At 66.9% G+C, this 11365-nt stretch carries 9 protein-coding genes; 3 read left to right on the plus strand and 6 right to left on the minus strand.

The annotated features are described in order from the left end of the window. Together AC3A3W_RS06525 and AC3A3W_RS06530 are read right to left on the minus strand one after the other, a co-directional pair. The coding region (locus tag AC3A3W_RS06525) for an amidohydrolase (protein WP_487441285.1) at positions 1–927 on the minus strand (927 nt) is incomplete at its 3' end. Further along, positions 924–2357, minus strand: a complete 1434-nt coding sequence (locus AC3A3W_RS06530; RefSeq protein WP_487441287.1) for an MFS transporter — start codon at positions 2355–2357, stop codon at positions 924–926. The genes AC3A3W_RS06525 and AC3A3W_RS06530, both read right to left, overlap by 4 nt. A 130-nt stretch (positions 2358–2487) precedes the next feature. Between AC3A3W_RS06530 and AC3A3W_RS06535 the strand changes: the two genes are divergently transcribed. Continuing rightward, positions 2488–3489 (plus strand): Lrp/AsnC family transcriptional regulator, encoded by a 1002-nt coding sequence (locus tag AC3A3W_RS06535; protein ID WP_487441289.1) that lies wholly within the window; start codon positions 2488–2490, stop codon positions 3487–3489. 113 nt (positions 3490–3602) lie between these two features. On the opposite strand, the gene AC3A3W_RS06540 is transcribed toward AC3A3W_RS06535, so the two are convergent. Next, positions 3603–4946: a phosphoribosyltransferase family protein gene (locus AC3A3W_RS06540; RefSeq protein ID WP_487441291.1), complete on the minus strand. Its 1344-nt coding sequence runs from the start codon at positions 4944–4946 to the stop codon at positions 3603–3605. A gap of 267 nt (positions 4947–5213) precedes the next feature. On the opposite strand from AC3A3W_RS06540, the gene AC3A3W_RS06545 reads away from it, so the two are divergent. Then, positions 5214–6206: a CapA family protein gene (locus tag AC3A3W_RS06545; RefSeq protein ID WP_487441297.1), complete on the plus strand. Its 993-nt coding sequence runs from the start codon at positions 5214–5216 to the stop codon at positions 6204–6206. On the opposite strand, the gene ggt is transcribed toward AC3A3W_RS06545, so the two are convergent. The 3 genes from ggt to AC3A3W_RS06560 form a co-directional block, all read right to left on the minus strand. After that, positions 6190–8016 (minus strand): gamma-glutamyltransferase, encoded by a 1827-nt coding sequence (gene ggt / locus AC3A3W_RS06550; protein WP_487441293.1) that lies wholly within the window; start codon positions 8014–8016, stop codon positions 6190–6192. The two genes, AC3A3W_RS06545 and ggt, sit on opposite strands and share 17 nt — an antisense overlap. 109 nt (positions 8017–8125) lie before the next feature. After that, complete coding sequence (locus AC3A3W_RS06555; RefSeq protein ID WP_487441298.1) at positions 8126–9400, minus strand: MFS transporter; 1275 nt, start codon at positions 9398–9400, stop codon at positions 8126–8128. A 108-nt stretch (positions 9401–9508) separates the two neighbouring features. Continuing rightward, positions 9509–9793 carry a hypothetical protein gene (locus AC3A3W_RS06560; protein WP_487441295.1) on the minus strand — a complete coding sequence of 95 codons (285 nt, stop codon included), beginning with the start codon at positions 9791–9793 and terminating at the stop codon, positions 9509–9511. A 289-nt stretch (positions 9794–10082) separates the two neighbouring features. On the opposite strand from AC3A3W_RS06560, the gene AC3A3W_RS06565 reads away from it, so the two are divergent. After that, positions 10083–11365, plus strand: a 1283-nt coding sequence (locus AC3A3W_RS06565; protein ID WP_487441296.1) for an amylo-alpha-1,6-glucosidase, incomplete at its 3' end; no start/stop codon positions are given.

Genomic DNA, 11365 nt, shown 5'->3' on the forward strand with positions numbered 1-11365 from the left:
CATCGCCTCGCGGTACGCCTCGGAAAGGAACCTGTCCTGCCTCAACTCGGCATACGCGTTGCCGACGGGGGTGGCCCTAAGCGTGGCACCGCTGGCGAGGGCGCCGGCCTCCAGGCAGTGCCGCACGCGCTCTTCGATCACACGCAGCGTCGCCAGGCTGGGCGAGCGCATCTCCACGCTGGCCCGGGCGCGGTCCGGGATGACGTTGACGGCGCTCCCGCCTTCGGTGACGATCAGTGACACAACGGATCCGGACGGAAGCTGTTGCCGGGCCAGCGCAACCGCGGTTTGGGCGACCACCATCGCGTCCAGTGCATTGATTCCCTCCGCCGGCGCGGCCGCAGCGTGCGATGGGCGCCCTTCGTACAGCACATCCCACATGCTCATGGCCAGCGAGGAGCCGCCGATGACGTCCTCGGCACCGGCATGGGCCATCATGGCCAGGCTCACGTCATCGAAGAAGCCTTCCTTGATGAGGTCAGCCTTCCCGCCGGTGGTCTCCTCGGCGGGAGTGCCAAGTACCTTGACTGTGATGCCGAGATCGTCCGCCACGGCAGCGAGTGCCAACGCCGCCCCCACGGCACTGGCGGCGTTCACGTTGTGTCCGCAGGCATGCCCAATGGCCGGCAGCGCGTCGTATTCAACGCACAGGCCCACCACGAGGTCACCTTTTCCATACCGGGCGCTGAAGGCAGTCGGGAGCGTTGGCTGGGCGCCGTCAAAGCTGAAGCCGCCTGAGCGCAGCAGCGCGGCGGCCCGTTTGGCGGCCCGGAGCTCCTCGCCGCTGAGTTCGGGATCGGCATGGATGGCATGGCTCAATCGAAGGATTCTGGGCTGCCAGCGTTCCAGTGCCGCGCAGATACGGCCTTGGATCCCGGTCTCGGCAGCGGGCGCAACGCCCGCCTGCGTCACCGTTGCCGCGTTCACGGAGCCACCTCCGCGGCCTGCTGCTTCGGGTAGCGTGCGGACGCTGCGGCCGCAACCAAAGCAGCCACCGCGAGCGCTCCCCAGATGGAGACGAGGCCCACCTCAGTGATGCGCCCCGACTCGGCCGATGCCGATGCCGATGCCGAAGAGAGGAGCTTGACGACGGCGGCGCCCACCGCAATGCCGACCGAGAGGGCCAACTCGTTGAGTCCGGCCGCCGTCGACGTCTCCTCCAGCGGCACACCTTCAACGGACAGCGCGCGGGTCCCGGCCTGGTACATGCCCAAGCTGAGGTTGAACAAGGCAAAACCGGCACAGTACCCGGCCAGGGAAGCGTGCGCCGCCATCATCACCACGAAACCGCCCGCCAGCAGCAGGCCCGCGAAGACCAGCGTGGCGCGCACGCCGAACGCCCTGAGCGCCCGCGCGGTCAGCAGCGAAGACGCGAGCGAGAGGACGGAGGCGGCGGCGAGGACGATGGCGATCATGAGCGGGCTGAGGGCAAATCCGTAGCCGGCCTTGTCGGGGTTGGCGTGCAGGAAGATGCCGTTGGTGCCGAAGTAACTGATGGACGCGAAGCCGAAACAGAAGGTGGCCAGCGAGACGGAGCGGATACGCGGGTTTGCAAGCATACGCAGGTCCATGAACCTCTTCCCGCGCTCCGGGCCGCCGGCGTCGAGCACGGCCCAGAAGGCCAGCAGCGCCAGTCCGAGCAGTCCGGATCCGAGTGTCCGCGCGTCGAGCCAGCCCCAGTCCGCCCCCATCGAAAGCGCAACGACGAAACCGATCAGTCCGAGCGAACACGCCATCAGGGGCACCACGGCGAGTCCCTCCCGGGTGGGAGTTCCGGCGTCGGGGAGCAGGAAGGAACACACCAGGGCGGCGACGGCGAACGGAACAGCCACCCAGAACCCGAGGGTGGGGTCGCTGGCGCCCACAACCCCCGCCAGCAGTCCGCCTGCTCCGACCATGATCATCAGCATCCCGATCATCACGCTGACGCCGGTGCGGGTGGAGGCGGGGCTGGTGACCCGCAGGATGCCCATCATTAGCGGGATGAAGCCCACGACGCAGGTGAGCAGCACGACGCCCACGGTCACCGTCCACAGGGACGGCCACAGTGCCATCATGAGTACTCCCCCGGCCACGACGGCAGTGGACCAGCGGAGCACCAGCCGGTATCCGTAGCTGTCCCCGAGCCTGGAGATGATGGGTGTGAGCACGGCAAAACTGACGTTGGCGACGAGGAAGATGCCATTGATCGTCGGATCACCAATCGAAAAGACAGGCCCGAGGGCGGGCAGGATGGGATTCAAGTATCCCTGCGTGACGCCGCTGAGTGATTCGACCACGGCCATTGCCACGATCATGCCCGTGATGGTCCTGCGGGTGATCGCCGCCGCGGCCGGTGTCGCTGTTTTGCTTGTCATGTGCTTCCTTGGGATTCGGGGCCGTTTACGCCCGGGGGTGATGCGAGTCACAACGTTAGCCATGGCTCCATGCGCCAAGCGCAAATCGATGGAAATCCCCGCTAGAGGGTAGAATCTGAAAGAATCAGCCATGATCTCCGAACTGGATCTCGAAATCGTCAACGCCCTGCAGATCAATCCGAGGGCCGACTGGTCCCGGGTGGGCGATGCCCTGGGCCTGTCCGGGCCCACCATCGCCCGCCGCTGGCACGCGCTCGCGGAACAGGGACTCGCTTGGATCACGCCGTCTCCCGGCCCCCGCTACCTCAGTGCCGGTTGGTCCGCCTTCATCCAGTTGTCCTCGGTGCCGGGCCAGCACGAGGCCCTCATCCAGCGCCTCTGTGCAGAGCCCGCTTTCGGGACGGTCTCCCTGGTCTCAGGACCTCACGATCTGTTCGTGGACTGCTTCGCATCAAGCCATGAGGAACTCATGGCGATAGTCACAGGCTCTTTCGCGGATCTGCCGGGGGTAACGCGCAGGGAGGTGGTATTCGTGACGCAGCTCTACAGGCAGGCCTCGGAGTGGCGCAGCGGCACCCTGGAACCGGCGCGGGCGAGGCTCATGGTGAAGGAGTCCTCACCGCCACCGCCCGCCTACGCCCCGGACCGGCTGGATGCCTCGCTGCTGGAGGAGCTGGCCCGCGGCGGGCGGGCCAGCTGGGCAGAGCTGGGGTCAGCCTCCGGCGTTTCGCCGCAGACTGCACGACGGCGGGTGGAACGGTTTTTGGCGGCCGGCTACATGACGATGAGGTGCGATACTTCCGTCGCCGTCCAGCAGGGCTTGCGGGAGGTGAGCTTGAGCCTCAACGTACCCGCGACCCATGTCGACTCCATCGGCCGCTACTTCGCCGGCCTGCCGAGTTGCCGCCTGAGTGCGCAGGTTTTGGGTGCCCAGAACCTGGTGGTGACGCTGTGGGTCCGCGACTATCTCGAAGTCCAGGGGCACGAGCGGGAGCTGGCTTCCCGGGCGCCGGGAAGCGCGGTGATCTCACGGCAGGCCGTGGTGCGCACCTACAAGCGGCTCGGCCACCTGCTGGACGAGTCAGGGCGCAGCCGGGGAGTAGTCCCCTTGCCCCTGTGGCGGGAGGCCTAGCCCCGTTCTGCCGTCACCCCTGCGCGGCGCGGGTCGCTGGCCCGTCATGAAGTGCCTCGTCGTAGTTCCTGCGAAGGATTGCCTGCGAAGGCTGGCAGGCCGGCGGGCGTTGCTCATGGAGAGGACCCTGACCCGGATGGCGCATCCTCCTGCTCCCGCAGCAGGTGCTGCACAAACCAGTCCCTGGCCAAGGCCGCGGCCTGCTCCAGCGTTCCGGGTTCTTCGAAGAGGTGGGTTGCACCCTGGACAAGTTCCAGCCGGTTGGGGCAGCGCATCTTGGCCTGCGCCCGGCGGTTGAGTTCGAGCACCTGGTGGTCTGCACTGCCGACAATCAGGAGCGTCGGGGCGCGGACCCGGGCAAGCCAGGGACCTGCCAGGTCCGGCCGGCCTCCCCGCGAGACCACTGCGCCGATCTTCTCCCCTTGTTCGGCAGCCGCCCACAGCGCGGCTCCCGCTCCTGTACTCGCGCCGAAATATCCCACGCTGCAGGCGGCCGTGTCCGGCTGGCTGCCAAGCCAGCCTGTGGCTGCGGTGAGCCTCCGCGCAAGCAGTTCGATGTTGAACACGTTGGCGCGGTCCAGCTCCTCCCCGGGGCTGAGCAGGTCCAGAAGCAAGGTCCCCAGCCCCGCCTGCTGGAGCGTTGAGGCGACGAACCGGTTTCGCGGGCTGTGCCGGCCGCTGCCGCTGCCGTGGGCGAACACCACTACTGCCGCATCCGGTCGGGGAAGGGTCAGGTGTCCTTGGAGCCTCACCCCGTCCGAGTGGATCTGCACGTCCTGGTCGAGGACTGGGCTGCGGGAGGCTGAAGACGCTCTCTGCACACGCTCGGCGGACGCGTCGAGCAGCCACACCACCTCGTCGTCGGTCGTCGGGGCGAAGTCACGGTAATGCTGGCTGACGGCGGTCAGTTGCCGGGGCGTGGCGAGGCACACCACCTCGTCCGCCTCCGTAAAGGTGCGGAGAACGTCTGCAGGGGCAACGGGAACGGCCAGAATCACCCTCGCAGCCCCCAGTTTGCGCGCTATGCTGCAGGCCACGCGGGCAGTTGACCCGGTAGCGATCCCGTCATCAACGATCACCGCAGTGCGGCCGCTCAGATCCATGAGGGTCCGGCCGGCCCGGAACCGTGCCACCCGGTCATTAAGCAGACGCCGCTCCCGTTCTTCAACAGCCCGCAGGTCTTCCTGTTTGACCCTCGTGAGTGAGAGGACGCGTTTGTCCAGGACGCTGGCCCCCTCCTCGCCGATGGCTCCCATCGCGAGTTCGGGCTGGAACGGAACCCCCAGCTTGCGCACCAGAATCACATCCAGGGGTGCGCCGAGTGCCCTAGCTACCTCGAATGCCACGGGAACTCCGCCGCGGGGCACACCCAGAACGACGGCGTCGCCTCCACGCAGATACTCCAGCCGCAGCCCCAGCTGCCGCCCTGCATCAGCCCTGTCCGCGAACATGTCCACCACCGCGACGTTCCCATCAACGCGGCGGCCGCAGATGCCTTTCCGACCGGAGACTCAGCCACCCAGGGAATGGGGCGCTGCGGCCGCCCACTGCTCCTTCTCCAACTATCCCTCACGAATCCGGACCCTGCGAGGCCTTTTTTGGGCCCGGAACCGTGGAGCTCCTCGGCAGTTTCGACGGCGGTTAGGGCCTCTGCCGGTTGACTGGCACCAGGCAAGCAGGCGGTGCATCCTGATAGCAAAGGCCTTGCAAGGTGGAGGTTGAGCATGCAGATCGCGCTCCTGGGGGACGTCATGCTGGGCCGGCTGGTCAACGACCGGCTGAAGACGGCAGATCCTGCCTATCCCTGGGGCGACACCCTGCCACTCCTGCGCCAGGCCGACATCACGTTCGCGAACCTCGAATGCGTCCTCGCTGACCACGGAACACCTGCGCCCCGCAAGGTGTACCGGTTCCGCTCGGACGCAAAGAACGTCGAAAGCCTGAGGTCGGCGGCTGTCGACGTAGTCTCGCTGGCCAACAACCATGTGCTGGACTTCGGAGTTGATGCGCTCCGGGAGATGCTGGCGGCACTCGACCAACACGGCATCCTGCGGGCTGGGGCCGGGATGGACCTGGAGACGGCCCGGCGGCCGGCAGTCCGGCGGGTGGGTCCACATGCCGTCGGGTTCATTGCCTTTACCGACAATCAGCCGGACTGGGAGGCAACCGGCCGCGCCCCCGGAATCTACTACGTCCCAGTGGAACCTGGCGACCGCCGGGTGACGGATCTGCTGGAACTGGTCCGGCGGACAAAGGACCGGGTCCAGTTGCTGATTGTTTCGGCACACTGGGGCGGCAACTGGGGATCCGATGTCCCGCCCGCGCACCAACGTTTGGCGCGGGCACTGATAGATGCTGGCGCCGACGTGGTGTTCGGGCATTCGGCCCACATTTTCCGCGGCGTCGGACTGTACCGGAATCGGCCCGTTGTCTACAGCGCCGGCGACTTTGTGGATGACTACGCCGTGGACCCGAACGAACGCAACGACCATTCATTCGTCTTCCTCCTGGACACCAGGAAAAGCGTGCCCTCGGCACTTCGTCTGTATCCGACGACGATCACCCGCATGCAGACCCGGCTTGCAGGCCGGAGCGCGCAGCAAATTGCCGGGCGGATGCAACGCCTGAGCGCGCAGCTCGGCACGCCGAGCAGCTGGATTGAGGCCGACAATGTCCTGGAGCTACAAATCGGCCCAGGCCTCACCTCGCGGGCTTGACCACCATCGCCGAGCCGCCCCCGCGCCTGACCGGCTCGGCCGCGGCGACCATCCTCCCGTCGCGCTTGAACTCGATCGCTGTCGCCGCGCCTATTTCTGGTAGCGACGTGAACGAGTCCCCCGCCTTGGCGAACACATGGCCACGCGGCTCCAGGTCGGCTGCATAGGCGTCGATGAACTCCTGCTCTGCGCTGATATTGGCTGTGTTCCGTTGCGCCGCACGAGGTGCCGCAATCGCCTCGGAAATGCTCATGCCCCGGTCCACACGGTTCATGATCGTCTGCAGGACCGTGGTGATGATGGTCGACCCGCCGGGCGAACCGAGCGCGAGGAAGGGCTCCTCGTCCTTGAGGATGATGGTCGGCGACATCGAGGAGCGCGGCCGCTTTCCCGGTTCTATCCGGTTCGGATCCTTGGGGTCGTACACGGTCGAGAAGTCGGTCAGCTCGTTGTTCAGCAGGAACCCGCGGCCGGGGACCACGATGCCGGACCCGCCGGTCTGCTCGATGGTGAGCGTGTACTCGACCACGTTGCCCCACTTGTCCGCGACCGTCAGGTTGGTCGTCGAGATGTTCTCGGTGTCCTTCTCGTCGGCGGGCGCCGCGGCGGCGGCCGGGCACACGCCGTCGTACGTGGACACGTCCCCGGGCGCGACGGGCTTCACGGCCGCGCGCTTCGGGTCGATCCGGCAGGAGCGCTCCTTGCCGAACAGCGGGTCGGTGAGGGCGCGCGTGGGGACGTCGACAAACGCGGGGTCGCCCAGGTACTTGCCGCGGTCCGCGAACGCGAGGGCGCTGGCCTCGAGGTAATGGTGCAGGGCGTCCGGCGTCGACATCGCGGAAAGGTTGAAAGTGTCCAGGATGTTCAGGGACTCGCCGACCGTAGTGCCACCGCTGCTGGAGGGCGCCATGCCGTAGACGTCCAGGCCGCGGTACTCCACGTGGGTGGGCGCCTGATCCAGGGCGCGGTAGGCGGCAAGATCAGCCGTGGTCATGTGGCCTGCCGGGACGGGCAGTTTCGTGGTGGCAGTCTTGGGCGGTGCCTTGACGGCCGCTACGATCTCTTTCGCGAGCTGGCCCTGGTAGAAGGCGCGGGTGCCCTTGTCCGCGAGCAGCCGGTACGTCTTGGCAAGGTCGGGGCTCTTAAAGATGCTTCCGACGGCGGGTGCGTCACCGCCGGGGAGGAAGAGTTTGCTGGTGGAGGTGAACGCCTCGAAGCGGACCTGGTTGTCTTTGGTCTGCTGGCGGAACGTCTCGTCGACCAGGAAGCCTCGGTCCGCCACCTCAATGGCCGGCTCGAGGGCATCATCAAGGTCCAGCGTGCCCCACCGTTTGAGGGCACGCTCCCAGGTGGCCGGCGTACCGGGAACGCCTACGGAGACGCCGCTCGTGACGAGCTCGGGCGTGAAGTTGTAGGGCTTGCCGGTGGCCGGATCGATGAACGCGTTGCGCGGCATTGCGGCGGGTGCGGTCTCGCGGCCGTCGATCGTGCCAACCTTGCCGGTCTTCGCGTTGTAGAACAGGAAGTAGCCCCCGCCGCCGATCCCGGCACTGTACGGCTCGGTCACGCCCAGGGTCGCAGCGGCCGCGACGGCGGCGTCCGCGGCGTTGCCGCCCTCGCGGAGGACTTCGATCGCCGCGGCGGACGCCTCCGGGTCCACGGTGCTGACCGCGCCGCCGTAGCCGGTGGCAGTCGCGGTCTTTTTGGTCTCGAGCGGATCGGCGAACGCGGGGCTGATGACGGCTCCGCTGGTCACACTCATGGTCACGGCCGCCGTGACGGCAGCCAGGCGACGTCTCACATTAGGCATGGTCGCTCCCGGATCTGGGTGGTGCGGTTGACGGTATTGCCACGCTACTCCGCGGCAGTGGGACACTCAATAGGCTTCAGGTCCGCAGGGGCCGGGCCCTCGAGATTGGCTACGCGGGCGGGGATTCCGCGTTGGTGGTGCTGGCCGCGGCGCTGGCCAGATCTGCGGGTGGGCCCTGCCGGCGGCTGGCCAGCAGGAACGGCACCGCAATCAACTCGATGACGCCGCCGATCGCCACCGAAGCGGGGTAGCCGTACACGTCGGCTGCCCGGCCGAGCAGCGGCTGCACCACGACGCCGCCGCTTGATCCAACCAGGGAGTCGAAGCTCAGCACTGTGGCCCGCTGTTTCGAGGCGATCATGTCGTTCAGGTAGGCCTGCCGGACCGGGGTGCCCGCCGCGGCGACCACAGCCCAGAGGGCCAACAGCACGAGCGCCACCCAGAACACCTGGATGAACGCGAGCGCGACCAGAATCAAGGCGCTCACGATGGTGGTCAGGATCAACACCGTGGTGCGTTTGCGGAAGAGGCGCCGGACCCGGGGCGCCATCCATCCTCCGAGCACCTCCGCCCCGGCCACCATCGCCGCCGCAAGGCCCGCCACGGAGTACGCGTGCGGGTCGCCGAACAGCTCAAGCAGGTACGGCTGCAGGGCGTAGAACACATAGATTTCGACGCCGGCGGTGAACGGCGCGGCCAGCATCACGTACCGTACAGGCGGGTTCTTCAACCCGTTCTCGATCGAGGCGGAGAGTACGGCACGGGTGGCCCGGAGAGGGTGGGTGGACCGCTCCGGCGTGAAACCGACGTCGTGCATGAGCCAAAAAGCCACCCCGAACATGGCCAACAGCACGCCCACCCGCAGCAGGAACGGCACGCCGAGATCGGTGGCCTGCGCAACGACGCCGCCGGCCACCGAGCCGGCAAGCATCGCGATCCCGGACACCATCAGTCCCCGCCCGAGCACCGTCTCCAGCCCGCCTTCATAGCCGGAGAACCGCAGCGCGTCGACGAGCCAGGCCTCAACCGCCCCCGAGAAGAAGGTGAAGCCCAGGCCGAGCAATACGGACACCACCGCCCACATCCAGAACGGGGCGGAAAACTGCCACAGCATGTAGTAGAGATACGTCGATACGGCCAGCGTCACGGTGCCCAGCAGGAATGAAGCGCGGCGCCCCCAGCCGTCGGCTATGACTCCGGTCGGCACCTCGAAGAGCACCATGCCGGCCGTGAAGAAGGCATTCGCGGCAAAGGCCTCGAGGTTGCTGAGCCCGGCATCCAGCAGGAAGAGGGTGTTGATCCCCCAGATGAATGACGCCGCAAGCGTATTGCCCAGCGTCAACGTGAGATAAATGCGCTGGATCTTTCGGGCGTCGGCGTTCATCGCGTCTACGTCCCCACCGGGGCGACGAGGGTGCACGAGCCCATTCTCGTCCCCTTCGCCGGAGCCCGCCAGAGCGGGCCCAGCCGCAGGCTGGCGGCTATCCGCCGTTCATTGCTTCAGATGCTCGGTCAGAACTTCAAATTCTTCGACGTCGAGGATCTGCATGTCCTGTTCGCGGCTGGTTTCTGACCGGATCCTGCCTGCGGGCTCCTGGCTCTCGACGAGGGCTTCCTGCGTATTCCACAGCGTGATGGAGAGGGATTTGTCGTCCTTTCCCTTCAGGTAGTAGAGGCCAACGCAGCCGGGCAGTTCAAGCACGCGCCTCACGGTTTCCCCCGAAGGTTCTCCGGTGGTGCCGAGGCTGGTTTTGTAGGTGCTGACTCGAGCAAACATGTTCTCCTCCGGCTTCAGTTGTTGGGTCGGCTGGCGCCGACGGAATGCCTGGCCACCGGCATCCCTGCCTGCGTGGCCAGACCTCCCATCACCTAGTAAGTACCGGGAACGGCAGGGATGCAAGGCCACGTGAAGACCCGTAGCCATGCATCAGGCAGACATGCATCAAGGTGCCTAGCATCAAGCGGAGTGCAAGCGTAGCGTCTACCACAGAGCAAGGCGGCGATCAGCGGTTGGACTCTGATGGACTCATCGCCGCCTCCGTCTTGAGCCGTTGAAGGAGGCGGTGATGGCTGGCTGGAATGCTGACACGGCAGCCGGACCTGTGGGGTCCGGCACGGTCACGCTGGTGGAAGGTTCATCCTTTTGCATTTCCCTGGCGAACGGGGACATGCATCCGGAACATCCGCACGGCGTTTTCCATGAGGACACCCGCATCCTCTCCCGCTGGAACTTGAGCGTCAACGGCCAGCCCTTGGAACCGCTGACCGCGGCCACGAGGGAGCCCTACCGGGCCCTGTTCATTGGCCGCGTTCCCCGCTCGGACGGCTACGCGGACAGTCCCCTGATCGTGGAGCGCCTGCGCGAAGTGAGTGCCGGGATCCGGGAGGAGATCACCATCCGGAACTACTCCGCTGACGCGGCCGACTGCGTGGTTTCGCTGAGCGTTGAATCCGACTTCGCGGACCTGTTCGAAGTCAAGGAAGCGCGGGTCCAGCGGCGCTGGGAGGAGACCCGGGAGCCGGACGGTGACTCGCTGGCCATCAGGGCTGTCTGGCAGGACGTCCACAAGAGCGTCATCGTGAAGGCCGAAGGCGCCGACGTCGCCCCCGATGCCCTGACATACCGGACAGTTGTCCGGCCGCACGGGCAGTGGAGCACGCTGCTGAGCGTGGTGCCTGCCGTCGACGGGACCGCCGCGCCGGCGGCATCGTTCGTTCGTCCGGCGGCAGGCGAGATGTCTCCAAGTGACCGCCGCCGCGAGGAGTGGGTGGCGAAAATTCCCAGGCTGCACATGGGCAACCGTTCCATCGAACGGACCTTGCGGCGCAGCTACGACGACCTGGGCGCGCTGCGCATCGAGGACCCGGCCCATCCGGAGCGGATCGTGGTGGCCGCAGGCGCGCCGTGGTTCATGACCCTGTTCGGCCGGGACTCGCTCTGGGCATCGGAAATGTCGCTGCCGGTGGACCCCTCCCTGGCCCTTGGCACCCTGCAGACCCTCGCCGACCGCCAGGGCAAAGTCGTGGATCCGATGAGCGAGGAAGAGCCGGGAAAAATCCTGCACGAGGTCAGGCTCGGTGTCTCGAGCGGGCTTTCCCTGGGCGGAAAATCCGCCTACTACGGCAGCGTCGACGCCACCCCGCAATTCGTGATGACCCTGGGCTCGGTGAGCCGCTGGGGATTCGCCAAGGAGACCATCGCCGCGCTGCTCCCCCACGCGGACCGGGCACTGGACTGGATCCGGAACTACGGCGACAAGGACGGCGACGGCTTCGTCGAGTACGAGCGCCTCAACGACCAGGGCCTGATCAACCAGGGCTGGAAGGACTCCTGGGACGGCATCAACTT

It is taken from the genome of Arthrobacter sp. Soil_N43 (assembly GCF_057655195.1).

Coding starts and splice junctions, on each gene's coding strand:
- AC3A3W_RS06560 (WP_487441295.1), bottom strand. CDS start 9,793: ATGTTTGCTCGAGTCAGCACCTACAAAACCAGCCTCGGCACCACCGGA.
- AC3A3W_RS06535 (WP_487441289.1), top strand. CDS start 2,488: ATGATCTCCGAACTGGATCTCGAAATCGTCAACGCCCTGCAGATCAAT.
- AC3A3W_RS06545 (WP_487441297.1), top strand. CDS start 5,214: ATGCAGATCGCGCTCCTGGGGGACGTCATGCTGGGCCGGCTGGTCAAC.
- ggt (WP_487441293.1), bottom strand. CDS start 8,016: ATGCCTAATGTGAGACGTCGCCTGGCTGCCGTCACGGCGGCCGTGACC.
- AC3A3W_RS06530 (WP_487441287.1), bottom strand. CDS start 2,357: ATGACAAGCAAAACAGCGACACCGGCCGCGGCGGCGATCACCCGCAGG.
- AC3A3W_RS06555 (WP_487441298.1), bottom strand. CDS start 9,400: ATGAACGCCGACGCCCGAAAGATCCAGCGCATTTATCTCACGTTGACG.